Origin of the sequence: Burkholderia sp. Ac-20345 (genome assembly GCF_017104825.1) — a bacterium.
Taxonomy (GTDB): domain Bacteria; phylum Pseudomonadota; class Gammaproteobacteria; order Burkholderiales; family Burkholderiaceae; genus Burkholderia; species Burkholderia lata_B.
This window is the reverse complement of record NZ_JAAGPO010000166.1, coordinates 1-25,844: the sequence shown is the minus strand read 5'-3', so window position 1 is coordinate 25,844 and position 25,844 is coordinate 1. Positions and strand designations below refer to the sequence as shown.

Here is a 25,844-nt window from a genome sequence, read left to right as displayed (position 1 = left end):
GCGCGGGGTCGAGCCGCACGAACGGTCGCGTGGCCGCCGCGAGGTCGCGCGGCGCGATCCCGCCGCCGCTGTCGCTGACCGACAGCACGTAGCCAGCCGGCGTGCGCGCCGTCGCGACGAGCACGGGCGGCGCACCGTACGCATGCGCGTTGTCCAGCAGGTTCGACAGGATCCGGTCGAGCGTCGCCGTCGGCAGCCGGAAGCCCGGATCGGCGTCGAGCCGGGTCTGGACCGTCGGCGCGTTCGGCGCGACCGCGCGATAGCTGCGTGCGATCCGCTCGCACGCCTGATCGACCGGCACCGGCTCGCTGCGATCGGACCCGCCGTGGGCAAACACCAGGAATTGATCGACGATGTGCGACATCGAATCGACGTCGCGCACGACGCCGTCGCGCAACCGGGCGTCGTCCATCATTTCCGCCCGCAGCCGCATCCGCGCAAGCGGCGTGCGCAGGTCGTGCGCCACGCCCGCCAGCATCACCGCCCGGTCGCTCTCGGCCTGCGACACCTGTTCCACCATCTGGTTGAAACCGTGCGTGAGCTGGCGCAGCTCGCGCGGGCCGCGTTCGCGCAGCGGCGGCACCGGCTGGCCACGGCCGAAGCGCGCGACCGCGCGGGCCAGCGAACGCAGCGGCTGCTGCAGCTGCCAGGCCGCGAACAGCGCGGCGATCACGCCGGCCGAGAAGATCGTGCCGAGCCACAGCAGCATCCGGTCGAGCGAGCGCGGCGGCCGAAGCGGCTGCACCGGCACCACGATCCAGTTGCGGTCGCTCGGCTCCTTCACCCACAGCACCGGCGGATGGCCGGGCGCACCGATCTCGACACGCGTGCCGGGCGGCATCCGCTCGCTCACATCGTCGCGGAACCGCTTGAGCGGCGCCGGCAGGCTCGACGGGTCGCCGTTCGGCACGTCGGCGCTGCCCGGCGTCACGAGCCGCACGCGCGACGGCAACGGCTGGTCGGGCGTGCGCTCGACGTGCTGGCGCACCGCGTCGACCAGGAACGCGGCCTCTTCGACCGCGTAGCGCGTCTGCATCTGGCTGCGCTCGAGCCGCATCGCGAAAAACCACGCGAAGTGCGACAGGAGCAGGACACCGATGACGAGCAGCGCCAGCCGCCCGAACAGTGAATCAATGGGTTTGCGCATGAGCCTCGCCGTCGGGCACGAACACGTAGCCGCGCCCGCGGACCGTCTGGATGAAGCGCGGCGTCGACGGATCCGTTTCGAGGATGCGGCGCAGGCGCCACACCTGGACGTCGATGCCGCGGTCGGTACCGTCGTACTCGGGCCCGTGCAGCAGCTCGAGCAGCCGCTCGCGCGTGAGCGTGCGCAGCGCATGGTTCACGAAGATCTTCAGCAGCGCGAATTCACTGCTCGACAGCGTGGCCGGCTTGCCGTCGACCGACAGCGTGCGCGCCTGGAAGTCGAGCACGAAGCGGCCGAACGCGAACGGCTCGCGCTGTTCGGGCGCCGCAGCCGACGGCGTCGCGCGGCGGCGGCGCAGCACGGCCTGCACGCGCGCGAGCAGCTCGCGCGGGTTGAACGGCTTGCCGAGGTAGTCGTCCGCGCCGAGCTCGAGCCCGACGATGCGGTCGACGTCGTCCGCACGCGCGGTCAGCATGATCACGGGGATGTCGTCGCCGGCCGCGCGCAACTGGCGCAGCGCGGTCAGGCCGTCGACGCCCGGCATCATCAGGTCCAGCACGATCAGGTCGGGCCGCTCGCGCTCGAGGCGCTTCTCGAGCGTCGCCGCGTCGTGCAGCACGGACACTTCCATCCCCTGGCGCACGAGATAGTCGCGCAGCAGGTCTCGGAGTTCTTGGTCGTCGTCGACGATGAGGATCTGGGTAGTCATGGCTCGAAGTTTACCGCGCGAGGGCGGAGTCAAAGAACGAAACAAAGGGACGAAAGGGTTACTGCGGATTACCGCGCAAGGGAACTGTAATGCGCGGTAACCCGGCCACCGCCCCACGTAACACCGGCCGCGGCCTGCATCGCTAACCTGCGTCTTACCGGATGCGGTACCCGGCTTTCCCGGTACCGCATCGCCGGACCCTTTGGATACAAGGAGTTTCTGAAATGTATAAGAAGACTTCCCGCGTGGCCATCGCGGCCGCCACCGTGCTCGCTCTCGCATTCGGCACCGCGCACGCCGCGCAGCCCAACGACATGCCGCCTCCGGGCGGCCCCGGCATGCACCAGATGCACGGCGGGCACGAAGGCGGCCCGTTCGGCGCGATCATGAAACTGCACGACCAGCTGAAGCTCAACGCGTCGCAGGAACAGCAATGGCAGGCGGCCGTCAACACGATGAAGCAGAACCGTGATGCGATGCGCAAGAGCCACGAGCAGATGCGCGAGCAGTTCAAGGCGCAGCAGAACCAGCCGATCCTCGACCTGAGCGCGATGCACTCGGCACGCCAGCAGGCTGAGTCGCAGAACGCGCAACTGCGCGAGCAGACGTCCGCCGCGTGGCTCACGTTCTACAACGGGCTGAACGACCAGCAGAAGACGATGGTCAGCACGGCGCTCAAGCAGCAGTTCGCGAAGATGGAACAGCGCCACGAGAAGATGAAGGAGCGCTGGGAGCAGCATCGCGCGGCCAAGGCCGCGTCGGCACCGGCGCAGTAAGCCGGCGGGTCGCTCCCCGGAGCGGCTTCGAAGGGGACGCAGGCACCGGCTCGCGTCCCCTTTTTGCGTTTCAGGCGACGTCGAACAGCAGCACCTCGGCCGCCCGGCCGCGCGCGAACGCCACCGCGTCCACGCCGCCGATCCGCGCGCCGTCGCCCGCGGCCAGCGCGCAGCCGTTCACCTCGACGTCACCGCGCACCACGTGCACGTAAGCGCGGCGCCCGACCGGCACGTCGAACGCCGCCGCCTCGTCGCCGTCGAGCAGCCCGGCGAAGATGCGTGCGTCCGCACCGATCTGCAGCGCGCCGTCGCCCCCGTCCGGCGCCGCGACGAGCCGCAGCCGCCCGCGTTTCTCGTGATCGGCAAAGCACGTCTGCACGTAGCGGGGCCGCCCGCCCGCCCCGGCCGGCGCGAGCCAGATCCGCAGCAGGCGCAACGGCTGGTCACACGACGCGTTGGTTTCGCTCAGCGTGACGCCGGTGCCGGCGCTCATCCGCTGCATGCCGCCGGCGCGTACGATCGCCCCGTTGCCGAGGCTGTCGCGGTGCGCGAGCGCGCCGTCGAGCACGTAGGTGACGATTTCCGCGTCACGGTAAGGCCGCATCCCGTAGCCGCGGGTCGGCGCGATGCATTCCTCATTCAGTTCGCGCAACGCGCCGAACGCCGGCGGCCCGCTCCGGCCGGACGCACCAGGAAAGCTGTGAAGGAATTCGTGCCAGCCATGGCTACGCTGGTCGCGATCGGCGGCGCGGCGGATCTGGAACATGGGACGGACACTCCGTGAGATGCGTTGTTCTGGTATGCCGTCACTGTATGAGTGTGCCAATCGCGCCACAATCCGCCGCCTGCGCACTGCATCGTTGCACCCACGGATGCAATCGATGCAATGTCCATTGCAAATACGGTGATTGTCGCAACAGCCGGATCAATGCGTCGAAGAATCGATCGGTCGGCCCGGATTGCCGGTTTCCGGGTATCGCGTTCGGGTAAAATACCGCCCTTTTGGCGTTCGCCGTTCCGGCGGCCGCCATCGCCAGAGCGCCGATCGGCGAATTTTGGCCGTCTAGAATACGCCGCGGCGCCCGGCCCGACCGGCCGCGAGCGCTCCCGGAAAGTCAGCAACAGAAGGATGGAAATGAAGAAGGCCGCCCTGTGCGCCGCCCTCGCCCTCGTGGCCGGCAGCGCCTTCGCGAAGGAGTGGAAGACCGTGCGGATCGGCGTCGACGCCAGCTACCCGCCGTTCGAGTCGACCGCGCCGAGCGGCGAGATCGTCGGTTTCGACGTCGATCTCACCAAGGAAATCTGCAAGCGCATCAACGTGAAATGCGTGTGGGTGGCGCAGGATCTCGACGGGATCATCCCGGCGCTGAAGGCGAAGAAGTACGACGTCATCGTGTCGTCGCTGACCGTCACGGACAAGCGCCGCGAACAGATCGACTTCTCCGACAAGGTATACGACGCACCGGCGCGGATGATCGCGAAGACCGGCTCGCCGCTGCTGCCTACCGTCGCGTCGCTGAAGGGCAAGCGCGTGGGCGTCGAGCAGGGCTCGACGCAGGAAACCTACGCGAAGGCGTACTGGGAACCGCAGGGCGTGACGATCATTCCTTACCAGAACCAGGACCAGGTCTACGCCGATCTCGGCTCGGGCCGCCTCGACGCAACGCTGCAGGACGAGCTCCAGGCCGACTACGGCTTCCTGCGCACGCCGCGCGGCAAGGGCTTCGCGTTCGCCGGGCCGGAAGTGAAGGACCCGAAGACGATCGGCGATGGCACCGCGATCGGCCTGCGCAAGGAAGATACGGACCTGAAGCTCAAGATCAACCGGGCGCTTGCCGACATGCACAAGGACGGCACGTACGACCGGCTGTCGCACAAGTATTTCGCGTTCAGCGTCTATTCGGCTTCGGCCCGCTGAGCGACGCCAGGAAGAAGCAACGGATGCGGGGGCGGCCCCGTGTCCGGGCAGTACAGGCAGTCGACCACGCGCCGCCCGCTCCCTTGCCCGCCGCTCGCGCGACGGGCGGGCCCGGCACCGATGCCGGGGCGGACGGTCATGATACGTACGGGGCGTTCCGCGCAGCTTGGCGGGCGCGTCTTTCGCGGCGCACCGCGTGCGCCCTAAGGGACCACACCAGGGACCACATATGTTTCTACAAGGTTACGGCCCGCTGATCCTCGCTGGCACCTGGCAAACCGTCAAACTGGCGGTGCTTTCACTTGCGCTGTCGTTCCTGCTCGGCCTGCTCGGCGCGGGCGCGAAGCTGTCGCGCAACCGCTTCACGAACGGCGTCGGCACCGTCTACACGACGCTGATCCGCGGCGTGCCCGACCTCGTGCTGATGCTGCTGCTGTTCTACAGCCTGCAGATCTGGCTGAACATGGCGACCGACGCGCTCGGCTGGGACCAGATCGACATCGACCCGTTCCTCGCCGGCGTGCTCGTGCTCGGCTTCATCTACGGCGCGTACTTCACCGAGACGTTCCGCGGCGCGTTCCTGTCGGTGCCGCGCGGCCAGCTCGAGGCCGGCAGCGCGTACGGGATGACGAGCTGGCAGGTGTTCACGCGGATCATGTTCCCGCAGATGATGCGCTTTGCGCTGCCGGGGATCGGCAACAACTGGCAGGTGCTCGTGAAGTCGACCGCGCTCGTGTCGATCATCGGCCTCGCCGACGTCGTGAAGGCATCGCAGGACGCCGGCAAGGGCACGCTGCGGTTCTTCTTCTTCACGCTGATCGCGGGTGCCGTCTACCTCGCGATCACGACGATCTCGAACTTCGTGCTGATGTGGCTCGAAAAGCGCTACTCGACCGGCGTCCGCAAGGCTGACCTATGATCGATCTCATCCAAGAATACTGGCGCAACTACCTCTTCACCGACGGCTACCGCATCACCGGCGTCGCGATCACGCTGTGGCTGCTGGTCGTGTCGATCGGCCTCGGCTTCTGCCTGTCGATACCGCTCGCGGTCGCGCGCGTGTCGAAGAAGAAGTGGCTGTCGGGCGCCGTGTGGCTCTACACGTACGTGTTCCGCGGCACGCCGCTCTACGTGCAGTTGCTGCTCTGCTACACGGGCCTCTACAGCCTGCAGGCCGTGCGCGGCACGCCGATGCTCGACGCGTTCTTCCGCGACGGGATGCACTGCACGCTGCTCGCGTTCACGCTGAACACCTGCGCGTACACCACCGAGATCTTCGCGGGCGCGATCAAGGCCACGTCGTACGGCGAGATCGAAGCCGCGCGTGCGTACGGGATGTCGCCGTTCACGATGTACCGCCGCGTGATCCTGCCGTCGGCGCTGCGCCGCGCACTGCCGCTGTACAGCAACGAAGTGATCCTGATGCTGCACGCGACCACCGTCGCCTTTACCGCGACCGTGCCGGACATCCTGAAGATCGCCCGCGACGTCAACTCGGCGACCTACATGTCGTTCCATGCGTTCGGCATCGCCGCCCTGCTCTATCTCGCGATCTCGTTCACGCTCGTGTGGCTGTTCCGCCAGGCCGAGCGCCGCTGGCTCGCGTATCTGCGCCCGCAAGGCAAGTAAGTTTTCGCAGGACTATTGATGAATTCCCAGACTCAGAAGCTTTTCGTCGACGATCTGCACAAGCGTTACGGCGACAACGAGGTGCTCAAGGGCGTGTCGCTGAAGGCGAACTCGGGCGACGTGATCAGCGTGATCGGCTCGTCCGGCTCCGGCAAGAGCACGATGCTCCGCTGCATCAACTTCCTCGAGCAGCCGAATGCGGGCCGTATCGTCGTCGACGGCGAGGAAGTGCGCACGACGCCCGACAAGACGGGCGCGCTGCGCGCGGCCGATACGAAGCAGCTGCAGCGCGTGCGCACCAAGCTGTCGATGGTGTTCCAGCACTTCAACCTCTGGTCGCACATGAACGTGATCGAGAACGTGATGGAAGCGCCCGTGAACGTGCTCGGCATCCCGAAGAAGGAAGCCGAGGATCGCGCACGCGAGTATCTCGAGAAAGTCGGCCTCGCACCGCGCGTCGAGAAGCAGTATCCGTCGCACCTGTCGGGCGGCCAGCAGCAGCGCGTGGCGATTGCACGCGCGCTGGCGATGCATCCGGACGTGATGCTGTTCGACGAGCCGACGTCGGCGCTCGACCCGGAACTGGTGGGCGAAGTGCTGAAGGTGATGCAGAAGCTGGCCGAGGAAGGCCGCACGATGATCGTCGTCACGCACGAGATGGGCTTTGCGCGCAACGTGTCGAACCACGTGATGTTCCTGCACCAGGGCCGCGTCGAGGAAGAAGGCGTGCCGTCCGAGGTGTTCGCCAACCCGAAGAGCGAACGCCTGCGCGGGTTCCTGTCGGGCAGCCTCAAGTAACGCACGCTGCACGAGCGGGCGCCCGCGGTTCGCCGCGCGGCGCCCGTTTTGCGTTTACGCGGCGCTCACCGGCGCGCTGTCGGCGAACGCGCGCAGTTCGTCGCCCGCGAGCCGGTAACGCACCCATTCGCTCTGCGGCGCCGCGCCAACGCTTTCATAGAAGCGGATCGCCGGCTCGTTCCAGTCGAGCACGCTCCACTCGAAACGGCCGCAGCCCGACTCGACCGCGATCCGCGCGAGCGCCTTCAGCAGCCGCAGCCCGGCGCCCGCGCCGCGAAAACGCGGGGACACGTACAGATCCTCGAGATACAGCCCCTGCCGGGCAAGCCACGTCGAATACGAGAAGAAATACACCGCGAAGCCGGCCGGCTCGCCGTCGACCTCGCACATCAGCGCGCGAGCCGGCGATCCTTCACCGAACAGGCTGCGCTCGAGCGACGCGGGCGTCGCGACCACTTCGTGCTCCGCCTTCTCGTAGATGGCCAGCTCGGTAATGAAACGCAGGATCTGCGGCACGTCGGCGACGGTGGCGGAACGGATGTCGATTTGCACGGGTTGAGCCCTCCTCCGGCCCGGACTTGAAACGGAAAACAGTGCCGCGCAGCCGCGCTGGCACCAATCAGATCGTCATGCTACGTTCATGCAGCGCCTGCAGGAAGTGCAGTTTCTTCATCCGGACCTGAACATGATGCATCCCGATCTACGCCGTCTCGACCTGAACCTGCTGCTCGTGTTCGACGCGCTGTACCGCCACCGGTCCGTCGCCGCGGCCGCGCACGAACTTGCGTTGAGCCCGTCCGCGCTGAGCCACGCGCTGGCACGGCTGCGCGACGCGATCGGCGATGCGCTGTTCGTGCGCCTCGGCAACGAGATGCAGCCGACCGTGCGCGCCGACGACATTGCCACCTGGGCCGGCGACGCACTCGATGCGATGTCGAAGGGGCTCGCCCGCGCGCGCCGCTTCGATCCCGCACAAAGCGACCGCACGTTCGTGTTCGCGGCGACCGACTACACGGCATTCGCCGTGCTGCCGGCATTTCTCGCGCGCATCCAGCATGTCGCGCCGCGGTTGCGGATCCGCGTCGTGCATTCCGACCGGAAGATCTCCGTCGACGAACTCGCGGCCGGCCGCATCGATTTCGCGCTGGGCTACCACGAGGAATCGGCCGCCGACGCGCCGGGTATCGAGGACTTCGACTGGTTCTCCGACGACTACGTCGTGATCGCGAGCGCAACGCATCCGGACATCCGCCGGCGGCTGACGCTCGACCAGTACCTGGCGGCACGCCACGTGGTCGTCACGCCGTGGAACGAGTCGCGCGGCGTCGTCGACCATGTGCTCGACCGGCTCGGCCTCGCGCGGCAGGTCGCCGTGCAGTTGCCGACCGTGCTGGCCGCACCGTTCGTGATCGCGGAATCCGCACTGCTGATGACCGTGCCGAACCGCGCCGCGCAGGCGCTGCGTCATGCGGCGCAGATCCGCATCTTTCCGGCGCCGTTCGAAATCCCGCGCTACACCGTGAAGGTCTACTCGCACGCGAAGCATGCGCGCACCGATGCGCATCGCTGGATTCGCGCGCAGTTGCTTGACGCTAGGCCGGAGCCCGCCTGACCGACGCACGCCGGTACACCGCGTTGCGCGTTGCCGGGCAAGCGCTACAGGCTCCGGCCGGCGACGTCCGGCAGTCGACCATTCATTACGAAATACTTACCAACCATCGAATCCGGCGCTTACGCCCGCACCTCCACAACGTCAATAGTGGCAATCCTTGACCCCTGTTTTAGAAACTCGTGTCTCCCTTGCGGGACAAGGGTTTTCCGTTAATTGCAAACCCTTGGCGTACCTGTTGCGCACCGTGTTGCATGGCAATTTGGCGACAGGTGTTAGTCAAACAACGATTTCCATCGCCACAAAATTGTATTTTTGCTAAATTAGTAACCAAAGTAGCAAAACGAAGTTCGTGAAATGTAGTTTAGCTTCACGACACTACAAGGAGACCCGCAGGCCGATCCGGCTGCGCGGGACCGCTCAACGGTCTTTCCGTCCGCTTGCCCGCGTGCCGCGCTTACCGGCCCTGCACGAGGTCTCCCTGGTTATCCCGCTTTTGCCCGGCGCTCGTCGCTCCGGGCATCTCGTGCAGTTCTGGGTTGACTTTTTGACAGGGTATGGAGGAGACGATGAAGAAAGCTTTGGTCGCGGCCGCGCTGATGGCTGCTGGGGTGGTGACGGCGCACGCGCAGAGCAGCGTAACGCTGTATGGCCGCCTGGATGCCGGCCTCGAGTACATGAACGGCCTGCAAAACGGCCACCAAGTGCGCGCGGAAAGCGGCGACTGGGGCACGAGCCTGTGGGGCTTGAAGGGCAGCGAGGACATCGGTGGCGGCAACAAGATCCTGTTCCACCTCGAAGGCGCGTTCAACACGATGACGGGCGGCTTCAGCGGCTCGATCTGGGATCGTTTCGCAACCGTCGGTATTTCGAACGACCGCTACGGTACGCTGCTGTTGGGTCGTGAGCTCGCGATCGCCAACGGCGTGTGGGACTTCGACCCGTTCGGCCAGTCGGCCTGGTCGACGGCATCGCTGGTGCGCGGCCGCAACTGGAACAAGACCAGCAACAACGTGTCGTACCAGTCGCCGCAGTTCTACGGCCTCGACTTCTACGGCCAGTTCTCGTTCTCGAACTCGACCAGCTTCAACGGCAACACGACGGCCGGCCAACCGGGCCGTGCAGCCGGCGCACAGGTCACCTATACGAATTCGCTGTTCCAGTTGCGCGGCATCTACGACGAAACGCGCGACAGCAACGGCCGCTTCTCGGACGTGTTCAACTACTCGCGTGAATACTTCGCGGGCGTGAACGTGTTCCTCGGCCAGTTCAAGGTGCAAGCGGCCTACCAGGCATCGCGCGCGGACGGCAGCGGCGGCCCGGCAGTGAACGCCGGCGTGACGGGCACCCAGCAGGTCTGGGGCGGCGTGACGTGGCAGGCAACGCCGGCAGCGGCGCTGATCGCGGCCGTGTATCACGTGAACGCGAACCACGGCGGCGGCAACGCGAACATCTACACGGTCGGCGGCTCGTACAACATCTCGAAGCGCACGCTGTTCGACCTGCAGGTCGCGACGGTGCGCAACAGCAAGAACGCCAACTTCGGCCTGAACGCGAACGGCGCCGGTACGGCCGTGTCGACAGGCAACCCGAATCCGGGCGGCAGCCAGACCGGCGTCTACGCCGGTATCCAGCACCTGTTCTGATCGGGCGCCGTCAAAGAACGATTCGGCAACACTTTCCACGCTGCTGCGAGAGGCGCGTATCGGTGCGGTACCCAACCGGGTATCGCACCGTTTTTTATTGGCGGGCCGTCTTCGCGCGGCCCATCAGCGAATGCGGGGCTCAGACCGCCGCTTCGTTCTCTTCGCCGGTGCGGATGCGGATCACGCGCTCGACGTCCGACACGAAGATCTTGCCGTCGCCGATCTTGCCGGTGCGCGCCGCGCCGATCACCGCATCGATCACCTGGTCGACCTGCGCTTCCGCGACGACCACCTCGATCTTCATCTTCGGCAGGAAGTCGACGACGTATTCGGCGCCGCGATACAGCTCGGTATGGCCCTTCTGGCGGCCAAAGCCCTTTACTTCCGTCACGGTCAGGCCCGTGAGACCCACTTCGGCGAGCGCTTCGCGGACTTCGTCCAGCTTGAACGGCTTGATGATGGCAGTGATGCGTTTCATGGTGGTTGTCCCCCAATGCTCGTTTGGATGAAAAATCGCGACCCCGATTGTAAGCCTGCGAGCCGCCTGCGGCCCAGCACGGCTCAATCGAGACGTTCGGTAAACCGTGACGTGATCGGGTAGCGCCAGTCGCGCCCGAATGCGCGATGCGTGACGCGAATGCCGATCGGCGCCTGGCGGCGCTTGTATTCGTTGATCTTGATGAGCCGCGTCACACGCTCGACGTCGGCCTGCGCATAACCGGCCGCGACGATCTCCGCGAGCGGCCGATCCTCTTCCATGTACATCCGCATGATTGCATCGAGTACGTCGTACGGCGGCAGGCTGTCCTGGTCGGTCTGGTTCTCGCGCAGCTCGGCCGACGGTGCACGCGTGAGGATCCGTTCGGGGATCACGTCGCGCAGCGCGTAGTCGGCCGTTTCGTTGCGATAGCGGCAGAGCCGGTACACGAGCGTCTTCGCGATGTCCTTGATCACCGCGAACCCGCCGGCCATGTCGCCGTACAGCGTGCAGTAGCCGACCGCCATTTCGCTCTTGTTGCCGGTCGTCAGCACGATCGAGCCGAACTTGTTCGACAGCGCCATCAGCAGCGTGCCGCGGATGCGCGCCTGGATGTTCTCCTCCGTCGCGTCTTCCGCGCGGCCTGCGAACTCGCCCGCGAGCGACGCACGAAATGCGTCGAACATCGGCGCGATCGCGATCTCGTCGTAACGCACGCCGACGCGCCGCGCCATCTCCGCCGCGTCGGTGGTCGAGATATCGGCCGTAAAGCGCGACGGCATCATCACCGCGCGCACGCGCTCGGGCCCGAGCGCATCGCATGCGACGGCCAGCACCAGCGCGGAATCGACACCGCCCGACAGCCCGATCAGCGCCCCCGGAAAACCGTTCTTGCCGATGTAGTCGCGCACCCCCGTCACGAGCGCGCGGTACACCTGCGCGTCCGTCGACAGCTCGGGTGCGATCGCGCCCGGCAGCGGCCGCGCACCGTCGAATTCGACGATCGCGTGCCCTTCGTCGAACTGCGGCATCTTCGCGACGAGCGCGCCCTGCGCGTCGAGCACGAACGAGCCGCCGTCGAACACAAGCTCGTCCTGGCCGCCGACGAGGTTCACGTACACCATCGGCAGCGCGGTTTCGCGAATCCGTGCGCGCAGGATGTCGAAGCGCACCGCTTCCTTGTTCATGTGGTACGGCGAGCCGTTCGGGATCAGCAGCACCTGCGCGCCAGCCGCCTTCGCGATCTGCGCGGCTGATGCATGCCACGCGTCCTCGCAGATGATCACGCCGTATTTCACGCCGTTCAGCTCGAACACGAGCGGCTCGGCGTCGGTTGCGAAATAGCGCTTCTCGTCGAACACTTCCGCGTTCGGCAGATCCTGCTTGCGGTAGGTGCCGACGATCTCGCCGCCGACGATCAGCGACACCGCGTTGTAAGTATCGGTGGGCGGCACGCCGCGCTCGATCGGACGGTTTGCATTACCATCGACGGCTGGCGCGTGCGCGCCTTCGCCCGCGCCCCGCAGCGGATGGCCGACCAGCACCGCGAGCCCGTCGAACGCCTTCAACGCGCCGGCGAGCGCGTCGAGCGCGGCCGCGGCCGCCGCATAGAACGCGGGCCGCAGCAGCAGGTCTTCCGGCGGATAGCCGGACAGCGCGAGTTCAGGCGCGACCATCAGCTGCGCACCATCGTTGTGCGCGGCGCGTGCGGCCGCGACGATCCGTGCGACGTTGCCGGCGAAGTCGCCGACGGTGACGTTGATCTGGGCGAGAGCGAGTCGGGTCTTCATGGCGGGATCGGCGCAGCCCGGCGGCGCGCCCTGAACGGCTGACGAAATCGTCCCGGTGCGGGCCGCGCAGGCCCTCGCATCCGGCGACACAGAACGGTACGGATTCACGCTTGAAACACGAACGCATCGATTATCGCACGGGCATCCTGTCGTCCCCCTCGGAGGTACCGGCCGACGAATGGAACGCGCTGCTCGCCCGCGACGCGCAGCCGACGCCCTTCCTGCGCCACGAATTCCTCGACGCGCTGCACGTCGCGCGCTGCGCGGTCGACGATACCGGCTGGTCGCCGCACTTCGTCACGCTGACCGACCCGCGCACCGGCCGCCTCGCGGCCGCCGCGCCCGTCTACGCGAAGCAGCATTCGTACGGCGAATACGTGTTCGACTGGGCGTGGGCCGACGCGTACCAGCGCAACGACCTGCCCTACTACCCGAAGCTGCTGTGCGCGGTGCCGTTCACGCCCGTGCAGGGCACGCGCCTGCTCGCGGCCGACGACGATGCGCGCCGCCGGCTCGCGGCCACGCTGCTCGCGTTCGCCGAGCAGAGCGACGTGTCGTCGCTGCACGTGCTGTTCCCGACCGGCGACGAAGCCGCGCTCCTCGAATCGATGGGGATGATGCTGCGCGAAGGCGTGCAGTTCCACTGGCTCAACGACGGCTATCGCCACTTCGACGATTTCCTCGGCACGCTCGAGCAGAAGAAGCGCAAGAACATCCGCGCGGAGCGGCGCAAGGTGCACGACGCGGGCGTGACGTTCCGGCGGCTCACCGGCGACCAGATCACCGACGCCGACTGGCGCTTCTTCTCGCGCTGCTACCGGCAGACCTATCGCGAACACTATTCGAGCCCGTACCTGAACCTCGACTTCTTCCGCACGATCGGCGCGACGATGCCCGAGAACCTGCTGCTCGTGATCGCCGAAGCCGACGGCCAGCCGATCGCGAGTGCGCTCGCCGTCTACCGGCGCGGCGAACACGGCGGCGGCACGCTGTATGGCCGCTACTGGGGCGCGGTCGAGCACGTGCCCTGCCTGCATTTCGAAACGGCCTACTACCAGTTGCTCGAATTCTGCATCGAGGCCGGGCTCGACACGTTCGAAGGCGGCGCGCAGGGCGAACACAAGCTCGCGCGCGGCTTCCTGCCGACCGTCACGCACTCCGCGCACTGGCTCGCGCATCCGGCGTTCTCGGACGCGGTCGCGCGCTTTCTCGAACGCGAGACCGAGCATATCCACGCGTACGTCGACGAACTGCGCGAACACGATCCGTTCCGGCGCGGCACCGAGTAACTTCATCAAGCGCACCGGCATGCGGCGAAGCCACGACCGGCTTCGCCGCATGCCACACGGCCTCCCTTCGGCTCAGTGCGCGGCGAGCGTCACCGTCGTCGACAGCGCCTGCGGATCGCGCGACGAAGCAGCCGCCGACAGCCCGTAGCTGCCCGCGGCGATCCGCCACGCATGCGCATTCGCATCCCAGATCGCGAAGCGCTGCGCCGGCACCGCGACGCTGACGGTGCGCGCCTCGCCCGGCTGCAGCGCGACCCTGGCCCAGCCGACGAGGCGTTTCGGCGGCTCGCCGAGCGACGCGGGCAGTGCCGCGTAGATCTGCACCGTCTGCGAACCGGCCCGCGCGCCGGTGTTCTTCACCGTCACGCCGACCGTCACGTTGCCCGCTGCGTCGGCCTGCGCGGACATCGCCGACAACCCGTACGTCGTGTACGACAGCCCGTAGCCGAACGGGAACAGCGGCTCGATCGCCTTCGCGTCGAACCAGCGATAGCCGTACGCGAGCCCTTCGGCATAAATGGTCTGCGACTTCGCCGGATCGATCGCCGGCTGCGGCAGGTCCGCCTCCTGCTTCGGGAACGTCAGCGGCAGCCGGCCCGACGGGTTCGCATCGCCGAACAGCAGGTCGGCGATCGCCTGCCCGCCCTGCGCGCCCGGATACCACGCTTCGAGCACGCCATGCACGTTCGCGAGCCACGGCATCAACACGGGGCTGCCGTTCTCGAGCACGACGATCACGCGCTTCGCCTTCGCCGCAACCGCGGCAATCAGCGCGTTCTGGTCGTATTGCTGGTTGTACGGATCGGCCTTTGAATCCGGCAGCGACAGGCTCGCGAGATCGAGCCCTTCCGTCTGCCACTGCGTCGCGAACACGATCGCGACATCGGCCTGCGCGGCCGCGCTCGCCGCGGCATTCGCGTCGGTCCCGTCGAGATAGCTGACCGACGCGTCCGGCGCCTTCGCACGAATCGCCGCGAGCGGCGCGGACTTGTACCAGGTCGCGCAACCGCCGAACAGCGTGTCGGCCGGTTGCTGGCAGGTCGTCACCGCGTTGCCGTCGATCGCCGGCACCGCACCCGAGCCGCCGCCCGACAGCACGCCCGCGTCCGCATGCCCGCCGATCACGACGACCGACTTCAGCGCACCGGCCGCGAGCGGCAGCACGGGCTGCGCATCGCCTGGCGCGGCCGCGTTCTTCAGCAGCACCGCGGATTGCCGCGCGATCGCGAGCGCATCGGCGTTGCCGGCAGCCTCGTCGATCGCGCCGCCCGGCTTCGGCGGCGCGTCCATCACGCCGATGCGGATCAGCGTGCGCAGCTTGCGCTGCACCATGTCGTTCAGCCGCGCGGCCGACACGCTGCCGGCCTGCAGCGCCGCACGCAGCTTCGTGTTGAAGAACGAGCCGAGCGGCGCGTTGCTGTCGTCCGCCGCGCCCGGCTCCTCCTCGTCGAGCCCCGCCTGCACGGCCGCGACCGTCGAATGCGTCGCGCCCCAGTCCGACTGCACGACACCCTTGAAGCCCCATTCGTTCTTCAGCACCGTCGTCAGCAGATACGGGTTCTCGCACGCATACACGCCGTTCAGCTTGTTGTACGAGCACATCACGTTGCCCGGCTGGCCGTCCTTCACGCCGATCTCGAACGCAAGCAGCTCGGCCTCGCGCGTGGTTCGCTCGTCGACGACCGAATCGATCGTCATCCGGTTGGTTTCCTGGTCGTTGAACGCGAAATGCTTGATCGTCGCGATCACCTTCTGCGCCTGTGTCGCCTGCGTGCGCGCGGCGCTCAGCGTGCCCGCCAGCACCGGATCCTCGCCCATGTATTCGAACGTGCGGCCGTTGCGCGGCTCGCGCGCGAGGTTCACGCCGCCGCCGAGCCCTTCCGCGAAGCCGAGTGCGCGCAATTCGAGCGCGATGCGCGTGCCGTAGGTGCCGGCGAGCGCCGGGTCCCACGTCGCCGCGAGTGCGACGGGCGCGGGCAGCGCGGTCACGCGCGCGTTCTTCACGTTCACACCGCCCGCCGAATCGGCGCTGCTGACGGCCGGAATGCCGAGCCGCGGCACGCCCGGGATGTAGCTCGCGCCGTTCAGCGCATCGGCCGGGAACGGGCCGCCCAGGTCGAGCGCCGGCAGGCCCGTGCCGTGCACGAGTTGCAGCTTCTCGTCGGTCGTCAGTTGCGCGACGAGCGAGGCCGCGCGCTGGTCGGCCGCGGCGTCGGGGTCAGCCGGCGCGGCCGGGGCCGTGTGGATGTCGTCACCGCCGCACGACGCGAGCAGCACCGTGAGCGCGCACGCGGACGCAATCGTCGAACACCGGAACAGCGAAGTTTTCATTGATCCTCCTGAATCGATCTGTTGTACTTGTCGCCACACTCCAGCGTCCAAGTCTAAAAATCGACCGGTCACCATGCTTGACCGGCAGGAGCAGCACTTGACCTCTCGCAGCGGGGGCAAACCCGAAGGTCATGGAGAGAGACATGGAGTTACGACAGAAATCGGTATCCATCCGGGTCTACCGACAGGCGCTCGACGACATGCGCCGCAACGGCTTCGACGTCGCGCCGCTGTATGCGACGCTCGGCATCGGCACGGCCGATCTCGCCGACGACGCGCGGCGCATCCCCGGCGACCGGCATGTCGCCGCAATGAGGCTGATGAGCGGATGGCCGTTGTCCTGGCACCGGCCGCCGCCGCAGGTCGTGCCGTGGCTCGCGCCGTTCCCGGAGCTCGCGGGCATCATCTGCAACGCCGCGACGCTGCGCGACGCGCTGCACGGCTACCTGCGCTACCGCGAACTGATCGGCAACGTCGACTGGGTATTCGCGCACGAAACCGGCGGCGCGATCGCGCTCGAGTACGTGAACGAGGGCGACGGCCGCCCCGCCAGCAGCGCGTTCGCGAATTTCGCGATCCTCGCCGCGCTCGCGCGCCTGTACGATCCGCACGTGCAGGTCGACGAAGCCGCGTTCGCGGGCCGCGCGTTCGCGCCGACGGCCGCGCTGCGCGACCTCCTCGGCGCGGCGGTGTCGTTCGATGCCGCGCACAACCGCGTCGTGCTGCGCTCCGCGCGCTTCGACACGCCGTTCGAGCGCTACAACGCGCCGCTCGCGGACATCCAGCGTCATGCGGCCGACGCCGCGCGCGAGCGCGTGCGCGCACGCTCGACGTTCGGCTCGTCGGTCGAGCAATGCGTGCGCGACTGGCTGCGCAACGCCGACGACGCCGACGTGCCGTCCGACACGCTGATGGAGCACGTCTGCACACGCTTCGCGATGTCGCGCTGGACGCTGCGCCGGCGGCTGCATCGCGAAGCGGTCGGGTTTCACGCGCTCGTCGCGCAAGCACGGCTCGGTGAAGCGCGCGACCTGCTGCTGAACACGCAACTGCCGATCGGCGAGATCGGCGTGCGGGTCGGCTTCCGTTCGACGAGCGCGTTCACGCGCTTCTTCACGCGCGAGCTCGGCGCGGCGCCGAGCCGCTTCCGCGACGGGCACGGCGATCGGTGGCGTTGACGGGCGCTTTTTCTGAGACACTGGCGGCTTCGCATCCCGCCGCCCTGCCATGTCCTGGTTTCTGTATCTGATCGAATGCGCCGACGACAGCGTCTACACGGGCATCACGACCGACGTTGCCGCACGCTTCGACGAGCACGCATCCGGCAAGGGCGCGCGCTACACGCGCTCGCGCAAGCCGCGCGCGGTGCTCGCGTCGTTTCCGTTGCCCGACCGGTCGAGCGCATCGCGCGCCGAATACTGGGTGAAGCGGCTCACGGCGGTGCAGAAGCGGGAACTGGCGGCCGGGTTGCGGACGCTGGAGTCGGTGTTGCCGGCCGTGGTGGCCGTCGATACGAGTGACGACGCGGCCGGGTCGAAGGCCGGTGCACGCGGGCGGAAGAAGGCGAAAACGGAGAACGTCGATAGCGCGGCGAAGACGGCTGAGGCGGGTAAGAGCACGAAGAAGGCCGGGAAAGCCGAGAAGGTCGACAAGCCTGCAAAAGCCGCCAAGCCTCCCAAGGCGACCAAAGCCGCACCGGTCGCGAAGCGCACGAAGCCCGACAGCAGTGCAGTCGCAAGAAAGACTTCATCGCGTGACACACCGGTAAAAAAGGACAAGCCGGCCGCGCCCTCTTCATCGAAAAGAAGAGCGCCGGCAGGCAGCAGCAAACCCGTCACGAACGGACGCGCAGATACCGCTCCCGCGCCGACCCGCCGCCGCCCGCCTGCCACCAAAGCCGCCGAGGCCACCTTGGCCGCCGCTGCACCCGCTGCCCCTCGCCGCGCGAAGCGCACGAAGGACGCGCCGCCTGCCACCACACCGCCTGCGTCCACGCCCGCCTCCGCACGCAAACAACCGCCTCGCACAAAACAAAACCGCGCGGCCTCCTGAGGAGACACGCGCGGTTTGCGTTTCGCACGAACCGGCCGTCGGCCGGTACGCCGCTTACTTCTTGTAGTTCGCTGCGCCGTCGGTGATTTCCTTGTGCGCGGCTTCGATGCCCGCCCAGCCTTCGACCTTCACCCACTTGCCCTTCTCGAGCGCCTTGTATTGCTCGAAGAAGTGCTTGATCTGATCCTTCAGGTACTCGGGCACGTCGTCGATCGACTTCAGGTTTGCCGTCATCGGGCAGACCTTGTCGTGCGGCACCGCGACCAGCTTCGCGTCGACGCCCGACTCGTCGGTCATCTGCAGCATGCCGAGCACGCGCGAACGCACGATCGAGCCTGCCAGCAGCGGGAACGGCGTGATCACCAGCACGTCGACCGGATCGCCGTCGCCCGACAGCGTCTGCGGGATGTAGCCGTAGTTCACCGGATAGCGCATGCCCGTGCCGATGAAGCGGTCGACGACGAGAAGGCCCAGTTCCTTGTCCGCCTCGTACTTCACCGGATCGCTTTGCGCGGGAATCTCGATGATCACGTTGAAATCTTGCGGCAGGTCCTTGCCGGCCGGAACATGATTGAAGCTCATGAGCACTCTCTGTAGGTCGATGGGAATTCGGGACAGGGCGCCGCGGCCGATGCCTCGCCGCAGGCGTCCCCGAAGGGAATGCGCCATTATAGCCAATCGACCGGTGGCGTCCGGATGACGATCGGCGCGATAATCGTTCCGGATGCCCGGCCGTCGTACCACCGGCCGCGTTACATGGAATCGGGTGCGCGCTGAAGCGCTGACTCGGGTCGACCGCAAAGCATGGGACCCGAGTAAGCGCTAAAGCGCTAACTCGGGTCGACCGCAAAGCATGGGACCCGAGTAAGCGCTAAAGCGCTAACTCGGGTCGACAGGAGCTGGCATGGAAGAGGCGAAGCACTTCATCGCGGGCGAATGGACGTTGCCCGCGCAACTGGAAACCATCGCAGTCATCGATCCATCCGACGGCCAGCCGTTCGCGTCGATCGCCCGCGGCACCGCGCCCGACATCGAGCGTGCGGTCGCCGCAGCCCGAGACGCATTCGCGGGCCCGTGGGGCGCCGCCAGCGCCGCCGAGCGCGGCCGCGTGCTGATGCGGCTGTCAGCGCGTGTCGCCGCGTCGATCGAGGAACTCGCCGCGATCGAGGCGCGCGATACCGGCAAGCCGCTGAAGCAGGCACGCGCCGACGCAGCCGCGCTCGCGCGCTACTTCGAGTTCTACGCAGGCGCCGCCGACAAGCTGCACGGCGAAACCCTCCCCTATCAAGCAGGCTACACGGTACTGACGGTGCGCGAGCCGCACGGCGTCACGGGCCACATCGTGCCGTGGAACTACCCGATGCAGATCTTCGGGCGCAGCGTCGGCGCCGCGCTCGCGGCCGGCAACGCATGCGTCGTCAAGCCGGCCGAGGATGCGTGCCTGTCGTTGCTGCGCGTCGCCGAGCTGGCCGCCGAGGCCGGGCTGCCGGCCGGTACCCTCAACATCGTCACCGGCTACGGCCATGAAGCGGGGGCCGCGCTCGCACGCCATCCGGGCATCGACCACATCTCGTTCACGGGTTCACCGGCCACCGGCAAGCTGGTCACGCAGATGGCGGCCGAGAATCACGTGCCCGTCACGCTCGAACTCGGCGGCAAGTCGCCGCAGATCGTGTTCGCCGACGCCGATCTCGAAGCGGCGCTGCCCGTGCTCGTGGCGGCGATCGTGCAGAACGGCGGGCAGACCTGCTCGGCCGGCAGCCGCGTGCTGATCGAGCGCGCGGTGTACGAGCCGCTCGTCGAGCGTCTCGCCACCGCGTTCAACGGGCTGCGCGTCGGCCCGAGCCGTGCCGACCTCGACTGCGGCCCGCTGATCAATGCGAAGCAGCAGCAGCGCGTGTGGGATTTCCTGTCCGACGCGCAGCATGACGGCATTCCGATGGCCGCGCACGGGCAGGTCGTCGCCGACGCGCCCGAAAGCGGCTTCTACCAGGCGCCCGCGCTGCTGCGCGACGTGCCGCCGTCGCACCGGCTCGCACAGGAGGAAGTGTTCGGCCCCGTGCTCGCCGCGATGCGTTTCGTCGACGAAGACGAAGCCGTCGCGCTGGCGAACGGCACGCCGTACGGCCTCGTCGCGGGCATCTGGACGCGCGACGGCGCACGCCAGATGCGTCTTGCACGGCGCCTGCGGGCGGGTCAGGTGTTCATCAACAACTATGGCGCGGGCGGCGGCGTCGAGTTGCCGTTCGGCGGCGTCGGGCATTCGGGGCACGGCCGCGAGAAAGGCTTCGAGGCACTGTACGGCTTCACCGCGCTGAAGACGATCGCGATCCGGCACGGCTGAACGCGCGGCAAGCGGCACGCGGCCGGCAGCGCCCGGCCGCGTGTCGAAACACGACGGCACTCATATCCAGCACAGGAGACACACCATGCGGTTGAGCGGCAAGACGGCAATCGTCACGGGCGGCGGCTCGGGGTTCGGCGAAGGCATCGCGAAGACGTATGCGCGCGAAGGCGCGAACGTCGTCGTCAACGACCTGAACGGCACGGCAGCCGAGCGCGTCGCGAGCGAGATCGCACTCGCGGGCGGCAAGGCCATCGCGGTGGCCGGCGACGTGTCGAAGCAGGACGACTGGCACGCGCTGCTGCAGGCCACACTCGACGATTTCCACGCGGTGCAGATCGTCGTGAACAACGCGGGCACCACGCACCGCAACAAGCCGGTGCTCGACGTGACGGAAGCCGAATTCGACCGCGTGTACGCGGTCAACATGAAGAGCCTGTTCTGGTGCGTGCAGACCTTCGTGCCGTACTTCCGCGAACAGGGCGGCGGCGTGTTCGTGAACGTCGCGTCGACGGCCGGCGTGCGGCCGCGGCCTGGCCTCGTCTGGTACAACAGCACGAAGGGCGCGATGATCACCGCGAGCAAGTCGCTCGCGGCCGAGCTTGGCGCCGACCGCATCCGCGTGAACTGCATCAACCCCGTGCTCGGCGAGACTGCACTGATGACGGAATTCATGGGCTGCGAGGATACCCCCGAGAACCGCAGCCGCTTCCTCGCGACGATCCCGCTCGGCCGCTTCTCGACGCCGCAGGACATCGCGAACGCGGCGCTGTACCTCGCCTCCGACGAGGCCGAGTTCATCACGGGCGTCTGCCTCGAAGTCGACGGCGGGCGCTGCATCTAGCCGCGCCGTGCCGTTCGCGCGCCGCGCCGGGTTTCACCGGCCGGCATGACATCCACGCATTGCTTCGCACGAAACCGGATCGGGTACCGACGGGCCTGCTCCGGCCAACTATAAGGACAGGAGACAACATGGCAACATCGACGCAGTCGCTGCCGGGCTCGTCCGGCGCATTCGAGGAAGCAACCTACCGCAAGGTGTCGTGGCGACTCGTGCCACTTCTGCTGCTGTGCTACGTGGTCGCGTATCTCGACCGCGTGAACGTCGGGTTCGCGAAGCTGCAGATGGCGAGCGACCTGAACCTCAGCGACACCGTCTACGGGCTCGGCGCCGGGATCTTCTTCTTCGGCTATTTCCTCTTCGAAGTGCCGAGCAACATCATCCTGCACAAGGTCGGCGCGCGCGTGTGGATCGCACGCATCATGGCGACGTGGGGCGTGATCTCGATCCTGACGATGTTCGTCACGACGCCCACGATGTTCTACGTGATGCGCTTCCTGCTCGGCGTCGCCGAGGCCGGCTTCTTCCCCGGCGTGATCCTCTACCTCACCTACTGGTATCCCGCGCACCGGCGCGGCCGGATGACGACGTTCTTCATGACGGCCGTCGCACTGTCCGGCGTGATCGGCGGGCCGCTCTCGGGCTTCATCCTGAAAGCGTTCGACGGCATCAGCGGGTGGCACGGCTGGCAATGGCTGTTCCTGCTCGAAGGTATCCCGTCGGTGCTGGTCGGCGTGGTCGTGTTCCTCAAGCTCGACGAACGGATCGCGAAGGCGAACTGGCTGACCGACGAAGAAAAGGCGCTGCTCACGCGCAACGTCGAAGCGGAGGAAGCAACCAAGGAAGACCTGCCGCTCGGCGCCGTGATGTCGAGCCCGCGCGTGTGGCTGATGGCGCTGATCTACTTCTCGTTCGTGATGGGGCTCTACGGCGTCGGCTTCTGGCTGCCGACGATCATCAAGGCCACCGGCGTGACCGACACGGTCATGATCGGCCTGCTGTCGGCGATTCCGTATGCGGCGGCGGTGGTCGCGATGATCCTGATCGCGCGCAGCGCGGACCGGCACCGCGAACGCCGCTGGCACGTCGCGATTCCGGCCGCGATCGGCGCGCTCGGGCTCGTGCTGTCGGTGATCTGGGCGCACCAGACCGCGCTCGCGATGCTCGGCCTCACGCTCGCGACGATCGGCATCCTGACGACGCTGCCGCTGTTCTGGAGCCTGCCGACCGCGTTCCTCGGCGGCACGGCGGCCGCGGCCGGCATCGCGATGATCAACTCGATCGGCAACCTCGCCGGCTTCCTGAGCCCGTACATGATGGGCTGGCTCAAGCAGGCAACGGGCGCCAACGATTCGGGCATGTACATGCTCGCCGGGTTCCTCGTGCTCGGCGGGCTGCTGGCGCTGTCAGTGCCGAAGCGGCTGGTCGACAAGTGACGCGGGGCGCATGGGCGCCCTCCGGCCGATAACCGACCGACACCTGAAACGCCCCGATGGCCGGAACCGCTCCGGCCGGCGGGGCGTTTCTGCTTCCGCGCGCTCCCCGCCCGAGAGATGCGGGTTCGGTATCCCGCCAACGATGACTCACCGCTCCAAAACTCGGCGCATGACGTGCTGCCCAGGTCCACCCTGGACGAAAAAAGCCCCGAAGGCCTTCCGGCACATTCGGGGCTTTTTTACGCGGGTTGCGCGAGCCGCCTGCAACAGGCAGCCCGAGTGACCGGCATCAAACCACGGTAATCGCGAGCGCGCTTTCGCGATAGTGCTTCGCAGCCTTGTCGGTTTCGCCGAGATGCTCGAACAGGCGCGCGAGCGCGCGATGCGCACGCACCTTCAGTGCCTCGTTGTCGGCGAGTTTCAGTGCCGATTCGAGGAACGACTGCGCCTTGCCCCACAGTTGCTGCTGCTGGCACAGGCGGCCGAGCGCGAACAGCAGGTCGGCATCCTCCGGGTGATCCTTCTTCCACCCTTCCGCCTTCTGGATCAGCGGCAGCGCGTCGGCGCCGGCCGTGTCCGGATAACGGCGCAGCAGGCGGGCATCCCAGTTGTGCGCGAGCGCGTCCTCGACGATACGGCGCGCTTCGTTGCGACGTTCGAGCGGCACGAGCAGATCGGCCGCGAGATCGGCAAGACGCGGCGACTGGCGCTCGACCGGCGACAGCGACTGCCACACTTCGAGCAGCGCGTCCGGGTCGTGCCGGCGTTCGCGCAGCAGGTTTTCCGCAGCCTGCTGGCGCAGTCGCACGGCCGCGGCCGGATGCAGCGCCTCGCGCTTCTCGAGCGCCTTCGCGAGCTTCAGCACCTCGGCCCAGTTCTTCAACTGCTGCTGCGCGCGCAGCGCGACCTGCTGCGCATGGATGCGCTTGCCTCCCGCCTGCAGGTCGGCCAGCGCGGCCAGTGCGCCGTCGGCATCGCGCGCATCGGCGCGCATGTCGGCGGCGGCGAGCAGCCGTGCGTCCTGCCATTCGGGTGCGTCGACCTTCGACAGCCAGTCGTCGCGGCGCGTGTACTCGTGCATCCGGTGCGCGGCCGTGGCCGCGACGAGACTCGCCGCGCCCTGGTTCGCATCGACCGACAGCGCTTCACGCGCCGCCTTCTCCGCGCGCGAGAAGCGGCCCGCGTACAGGTTCGCGATCGCGTCGCGCAGCGACGCCTGCGCCTTCTCGTTGCGCGAACGCGCACGATACGCGGCGACCCGCTGCGGCATGCGCCAGATGTTGCGCACGATGCGCAGCAGCGCATACACGACGATGAACAGCACGACGATGGCGATCACGAACAGGTTCAGCGACACGTCGATCCGGTACGGCGGATAGACGAGCAGCACCTGCCCCGCGTCGAAACGGCCGACGGTGGCGAGCGCGGCGGCGATCGCGAACAGGACCGCGAGCCAGACGATTCCTCGAAGCGTCATCGTTACCCCCGGCTCTTGAACTGCTGAACGGCGTTCAGGCTCGTGTTCAGGTTCGGCACCGCGACCGTCAGCGATGCGGCGTCAACCTGCTTGAGCAGATCCTCGACGGTCTGCGTGTCCTTCGATGCCTGGTCGAAATACTTCCCGAGCGACGCCTGCGCGGCGTGCAGGTCAGCCTTCATCGCGCCGTCGTTGCGCGCGAGCAGCGACAGGCGCGCGGTCAGCAGGCGCAGCTTCACGTTCTCGCGTACGAAGTAACCCTGGTCGGGCGACGCGAGCATCGCGTCCGCGTTGTCGATGCGGCGCACCTGCACGAGCCCCTTCAACTGCTGGCCGAGGCCGGCCGAGAAGTCGTGCCACCACACCTTCCAGCGCGGCTCGCCGGCCACGGCCGACGATGCGGCGTCGGCCGGCGCGGCCTTCGGCGCTTCGTGCGGGACGATCGCCTCGCCGGACAGCGGCAGCGCGTCGATCTTCGCGATCGCGTCGTCGAGCTTGATCGCCAGGCCCGTGAGGTCGGCCGCCGGTGCGGCCTTCAGCTTTTCGATGTCCAGCGCGAGCGCCTTGCGCACCGTGACGGCCTGCGCGCTCTGCGAGGTCGCGAGGCGCGCATCGGCGTTCTGCAGCGCGATCAGCGCGAGCTGCGTGTTGCCGGTCAGCTGAAGCTGCTGGCTCGCGCTCGACAGCATCTGGTCGACTTCCTCGAGCATCCACGCATCGCGGTTGCGCGACAAATCCTGGTATTGCTGCTGCAGCGCCTGCTGTGCGCTCTGCGCGTCGGCGAGCTTGCCGTCGAGCTGCGCGAGCTGCGTGTCGACCTGGTGCGTGCTCGCGAGCGCCTGCTCGGTCTTCATGCGCGTTTCGGCCGTCTGCGCGTCGAGCGCCTTCTGGCGCGCGACGAACGAGCCGTCGAGCCGGTCGATCTTGCGGTTCAGCGCGTAGCCGCCGACGCCCGCCGCGCAGCCGAGCACGACGACGACGAACCACAGCACCGCGCTGCCGCCGCGGCGCGCAGGCGGTTCGGACGCCATATAGGCGGGGCGAGACGGCGGTGCGGATGCAGCGGCCGGCTGGGAAGCGACGCTTTTGGAATCGTTGGTATCTGTCATGCGTTTAGTCACCGGTGCGGCTGTCGCCGGTTGGACGGCCTCGTCGGCCATCGTTCGAAACGCGCGGACGATGCGCTCATCGCCCGCGCCGGTCAGCGTAATCCTATCAAAACCCAATGAACGCGCGGTCTGCTCGATCCGCGGATGCGGCGTCACGAGCGGCGCGTGCCTCAGCGCGTCGATCTCGGCATCGTTCAGGTGCGCCCGCGCGAGTTCGTGCAGGTTGCGCACGCCTTCCGAGCTCGTGACGAGCCACGCATGCGGCTCGCCGTCGAGCAGCGCATGCACGCGCTCCCACGCGCCGACGCGCGGCTCGGGCACGACGCGCCGGTACGCGGCGACCAGCCTGCAGCACGACAGCCATGGCGCAACCCTGGTCCAGCAGTCGCTGACGGGCTCCCTCGGCGTCGACAACGCGCTCAGCTACGGCGTGAACGTCGGCCGTACCAGCGGCGGCGGCGCCGG

At 67.7% G+C, this 25,844-nt stretch carries 22 protein-coding genes and 1 pseudogene; 13 read left to right on the top strand and 10 right to left on the bottom strand.

Annotated features, from left to right (window positions below; genetic code table 11):
• On the bottom strand, positions 1-1,147 hold a 1,147-nt coding region (locus G3O06_RS36175; protein WP_205819049.1), incomplete at its 3' end, for a HAMP domain-containing protein.
• Positions 1,131-1,856, bottom strand: coding sequence for a response regulator (locus G3O06_RS36170; RefSeq protein ID WP_009693256.1), 726 nt, complete (start codon positions 1,854-1,856; stop codon positions 1,131-1,133). The genes G3O06_RS36170 and G3O06_RS36175, both read right to left, overlap by 17 nt.
• A 224-nt stretch (positions 1,857-2,080) precedes the next feature.
• Here G3O06_RS36170 and G3O06_RS36165 point away from each other — a divergent pair, with 224 nt between their 5' ends.
• A complete protein-coding gene (locus G3O06_RS36165; RefSeq protein WP_175003699.1) occupies positions 2,081-2,632 on the top strand; it encodes a periplasmic heavy metal sensor in 552 nt (183 codons plus the stop codon).
• A gap of 70 nt (positions 2,633-2,702) precedes the next feature.
• Here the strand turns inward: G3O06_RS36165 and G3O06_RS36160 are convergent, their stop codons facing one another.
• Positions 2,703-3,398 carry a pirin family protein gene (locus G3O06_RS36160; RefSeq protein WP_205819048.1) on the bottom strand — a complete coding sequence of 232 codons (696 nt, stop codon included), beginning with the start codon at positions 3,396-3,398 and terminating at the stop codon, positions 2,703-2,705.
• 369 nt (positions 3,399-3,767) lie between these two features.
• Between G3O06_RS36160 and G3O06_RS36155 the strand changes: the two genes are divergently transcribed.
• The 4 genes from G3O06_RS36155 to G3O06_RS36140 all read left to right on the top strand — a co-directional run bounded on the left by G3O06_RS36155 (position 3,768) and on the right by G3O06_RS36140 (position 6,977).
• The gene (locus tag G3O06_RS36155) at positions 3,768-4,550 is read left to right on the top strand and encodes an ABC transporter substrate-binding protein (RefSeq protein WP_174916440.1); all 783 of its coding nucleotides are present in this window, start codon (positions 3,768-3,770) and stop codon (positions 4,548-4,550) included.
• Between the two features lie 229 nt (positions 4,551-4,779).
• On the top strand, positions 4,780-5,469 hold the full coding sequence (gene hisQ, locus G3O06_RS36150; RefSeq protein ID WP_027786761.1) for a histidine ABC transporter permease HisQ: 690 nt from the start codon (positions 4,780-4,782) through the stop codon (positions 5,467-5,469).
• Positions 5,466-6,179 (top strand): ABC transporter permease, encoded by a 714-nt coding sequence (locus G3O06_RS36145; RefSeq protein ID WP_174986291.1) that lies wholly within the window; start codon positions 5,466-5,468, stop codon positions 6,177-6,179. Before hisQ ends, G3O06_RS36145 begins: the two co-directional genes overlap by 4 nt.
• Before the next feature lie 18 nt (positions 6,180-6,197).
• Positions 6,198-6,977: an ABC transporter ATP-binding protein gene (locus G3O06_RS36140; RefSeq protein ID WP_174916438.1), complete on the top strand. Its 780-nt coding sequence runs from the start codon at positions 6,198-6,200 to the stop codon at positions 6,975-6,977.
• A gap of 54 nt (positions 6,978-7,031) precedes the next feature.
• Here G3O06_RS36140 and G3O06_RS36135 read toward each other — a convergent pair whose 3' ends face one another.
• Positions 7,032-7,529 carry a GNAT family N-acetyltransferase gene (locus G3O06_RS36135; protein WP_174967735.1) on the bottom strand — a complete coding sequence of 166 codons (498 nt, stop codon included), beginning with the start codon at positions 7,527-7,529 and terminating at the stop codon, positions 7,032-7,034.
• A gap of 133 nt (positions 7,530-7,662) precedes the next feature.
• Between G3O06_RS36135 and G3O06_RS36130 the strand changes: the two genes are divergently transcribed.
• Positions 7,663-8,589, top strand: coding sequence for a LysR family transcriptional regulator (locus G3O06_RS36130; protein ID WP_205819050.1), 927 nt, complete (start codon positions 7,663-7,665; stop codon positions 8,587-8,589).
• Positions 8,590-9,155: 566 nt separating this feature from the next.
• Positions 9,156-10,232 carry a porin gene (locus G3O06_RS36125; RefSeq protein WP_085041216.1) on the top strand — a complete coding sequence of 359 codons (1,077 nt, stop codon included), beginning with the start codon at positions 9,156-9,158 and terminating at the stop codon, positions 10,230-10,232.
• 139 nt (positions 10,233-10,371) lie between these two features.
• Here the strand turns inward: G3O06_RS36125 and G3O06_RS36120 are convergent, their stop codons facing one another.
• Together G3O06_RS36120 and G3O06_RS36115 are read right to left on the bottom strand one after the other, a co-directional pair.
• Positions 10,372-10,710 carry a P-II family nitrogen regulator gene (locus G3O06_RS36120; RefSeq protein ID WP_006398637.1) on the bottom strand — a complete coding sequence of 113 codons (339 nt, stop codon included), beginning with the start codon at positions 10,708-10,710 and terminating at the stop codon, positions 10,372-10,374.
• Positions 10,711-10,793: 83 nt separating this feature from the next.
• Complete coding sequence (locus G3O06_RS36115) at positions 10,794-12,500, bottom strand: NAD+ synthase (protein WP_205819047.1); 1,707 nt, start codon at positions 12,498-12,500, stop codon at positions 10,794-10,796.
• Positions 12,501-12,610: 110 nt separating this feature from the next.
• Here G3O06_RS36115 and G3O06_RS36110 point away from each other — a divergent pair, with 110 nt between their 5' ends.
• Positions 12,611-13,789: a GNAT family N-acetyltransferase gene (locus G3O06_RS36110; RefSeq protein ID WP_174998470.1), complete on the top strand. Its 1,179-nt coding sequence runs from the start codon at positions 12,611-12,613 to the stop codon at positions 13,787-13,789.
• Between the two features lie 72 nt (positions 13,790-13,861).
• Here G3O06_RS36110 and G3O06_RS36105 read toward each other — a convergent pair whose 3' ends face one another.
• Positions 13,862-16,120: a glycoside hydrolase family 3 C-terminal domain-containing protein gene (locus G3O06_RS36105; RefSeq protein ID WP_205819046.1), complete on the bottom strand. Its 2,259-nt coding sequence runs from the start codon at positions 16,118-16,120 to the stop codon at positions 13,862-13,864.
• Between the two features lie 143 nt (positions 16,121-16,263).
• Between G3O06_RS36105 and G3O06_RS36100 the strand changes: the two genes are divergently transcribed.
• Positions 16,264-17,298: an AraC family transcriptional regulator gene (locus G3O06_RS36100; protein WP_205819045.1), complete on the top strand. Its 1,035-nt coding sequence runs from the start codon at positions 16,264-16,266 to the stop codon at positions 17,296-17,298.
• Positions 17,299-17,347: 49 nt separating this feature from the next.
• Positions 17,348-18,172 carry a GIY-YIG nuclease family protein gene (locus tag G3O06_RS36095; RefSeq protein WP_205819044.1) on the top strand — a complete coding sequence of 275 codons (825 nt, stop codon included), beginning with the start codon at positions 17,348-17,350 and terminating at the stop codon, positions 18,170-18,172.
• A gap of 54 nt (positions 18,173-18,226) precedes the next feature.
• On the opposite strand, the gene ppa is transcribed toward G3O06_RS36095, so the two are convergent.
• Positions 18,227-18,754 (bottom strand): inorganic diphosphatase, encoded by a 528-nt coding sequence (gene ppa, locus G3O06_RS36090; protein WP_011352863.1) that lies wholly within the window; start codon positions 18,752-18,754, stop codon positions 18,227-18,229.
• A 322-nt stretch (positions 18,755-19,076) separates the two neighbouring features.
• Between ppa and G3O06_RS36085 the strand changes: the two genes are divergently transcribed.
• From G3O06_RS36085 to G3O06_RS36075, 3 genes are all read left to right on the top strand, one after another.
• The gene (locus G3O06_RS36085) at positions 19,077-20,516 is read left to right on the top strand and encodes an aldehyde dehydrogenase family protein (RefSeq protein ID WP_174916431.1); all 1,440 of its coding nucleotides are present in this window, start codon (positions 19,077-19,079) and stop codon (positions 20,514-20,516) included.
• A gap of 85 nt (positions 20,517-20,601) precedes the next feature.
• The gene (locus tag G3O06_RS36080) at positions 20,602-21,360 is read left to right on the top strand and encodes an SDR family oxidoreductase (RefSeq protein WP_174916430.1); all 759 of its coding nucleotides are present in this window, start codon (positions 20,602-20,604) and stop codon (positions 21,358-21,360) included.
• A gap of 128 nt (positions 21,361-21,488) precedes the next feature.
• The gene (locus G3O06_RS36075; RefSeq protein ID WP_174916429.1) at positions 21,489-22,793 is read left to right on the top strand and encodes an MFS transporter; all 1,305 of its coding nucleotides are present in this window, start codon (positions 21,489-21,491) and stop codon (positions 22,791-22,793) included.
• A 289-nt stretch (positions 22,794-23,082) separates the two neighbouring features.
• Here the strand turns inward: G3O06_RS36075 and G3O06_RS36070 are convergent, their stop codons facing one another.
• Both G3O06_RS36070 and hemDX read right to left on the bottom strand, forming a co-directional pair.
• A complete protein-coding gene (locus tag G3O06_RS36070; protein ID WP_011352869.1) occupies positions 23,083-24,270 on the bottom strand; it encodes a heme biosynthesis protein HemY in 1,188 nt (395 codons plus the stop codon).
• Between the two features lie 2 nt (positions 24,271-24,272).
• Positions 24,273-25,844, bottom strand: a pseudogene (gene hemDX, locus G3O06_RS36065) (fused uroporphyrinogen-III synthase HemD/membrane protein HemX); the annotation flags it as partial.

What these genes read in the sequence shown, in the direction of transcription:
- G3O06_RS36170 (WP_009693256.1), bottom strand. Translation starts at nt 1,856, where the DNA reads ATGACTACCCAGATCCTCATCGTCGACGACGACCAAGAACTCCGAGAC.
- G3O06_RS36165 (WP_175003699.1), top strand. Translation starts at nt 2,081, where the DNA reads ATGTATAAGAAGACTTCCCGCGTGGCCATCGCGGCCGCCACCGTGCTC.
- G3O06_RS36160 (WP_205819048.1), bottom strand. Translation starts at nt 3,398, where the DNA reads ATGTTCCAGATCCGCCGCGCCGCCGATCGCGACCAGCGTAGCCATGGC.
- G3O06_RS36155 (WP_174916440.1), top strand. Translation starts at nt 3,768, where the DNA reads ATGAAGAAGGCCGCCCTGTGCGCCGCCCTCGCCCTCGTGGCCGGCAGC.
- hisQ (WP_027786761.1), top strand. Translation starts at nt 4,780, where the DNA reads ATGTTTCTACAAGGTTACGGCCCGCTGATCCTCGCTGGCACCTGGCAA.
- G3O06_RS36145 (WP_174986291.1), top strand. Translation starts at nt 5,466, where the DNA reads ATGATCGATCTCATCCAAGAATACTGGCGCAACTACCTCTTCACCGAC.
- G3O06_RS36140 (WP_174916438.1), top strand. Translation starts at nt 6,198, where the DNA reads ATGAATTCCCAGACTCAGAAGCTTTTCGTCGACGATCTGCACAAGCGT.
- G3O06_RS36130 (WP_205819050.1), top strand. Translation starts at nt 7,663, where the DNA reads ATGATGCATCCCGATCTACGCCGTCTCGACCTGAACCTGCTGCTCGTG.
- G3O06_RS36125 (WP_085041216.1), top strand. Translation starts at nt 9,156, where the DNA reads ATGAAGAAAGCTTTGGTCGCGGCCGCGCTGATGGCTGCTGGGGTGGTG.
- G3O06_RS36120 (WP_006398637.1), bottom strand. Translation starts at nt 10,710, where the DNA reads ATGAAACGCATCACTGCCATCATCAAGCCGTTCAAGCTGGACGAAGTC.
- G3O06_RS36115 (WP_205819047.1), bottom strand. Translation starts at nt 12,500, where the DNA reads ATGAAGACCCGACTCGCTCTCGCCCAGATCAACGTCACCGTCGGCGAC.
- G3O06_RS36105 (WP_205819046.1), bottom strand. Translation starts at nt 16,120, where the DNA reads ATGAAAACTTCGCTGTTCCGGTGTTCGACGATTGCGTCCGCGTGCGCG.
- G3O06_RS36100 (WP_205819045.1), top strand. Translation starts at nt 16,264, where the DNA reads ATGGAGTTACGACAGAAATCGGTATCCATCCGGGTCTACCGACAGGCG.
- G3O06_RS36095 (WP_205819044.1), top strand. Translation starts at nt 17,348, where the DNA reads ATGTCCTGGTTTCTGTATCTGATCGAATGCGCCGACGACAGCGTCTAC.
- ppa (WP_011352863.1), bottom strand. Translation starts at nt 18,754, where the DNA reads ATGAGCTTCAATCATGTTCCGGCCGGCAAGGACCTGCCGCAAGATTTC.
- G3O06_RS36085 (WP_174916431.1), top strand. Translation starts at nt 19,077, where the DNA reads ATGGAAGAGGCGAAGCACTTCATCGCGGGCGAATGGACGTTGCCCGCG.
- G3O06_RS36080 (WP_174916430.1), top strand. Translation starts at nt 20,602, where the DNA reads ATGCGGTTGAGCGGCAAGACGGCAATCGTCACGGGCGGCGGCTCGGGG.
- G3O06_RS36075 (WP_174916429.1), top strand. Translation starts at nt 21,489, where the DNA reads ATGGCAACATCGACGCAGTCGCTGCCGGGCTCGTCCGGCGCATTCGAG.
- G3O06_RS36070 (WP_011352869.1), bottom strand. Translation starts at nt 24,270, where the DNA reads ATGACGCTTCGAGGAATCGTCTGGCTCGCGGTCCTGTTCGCGATCGCC.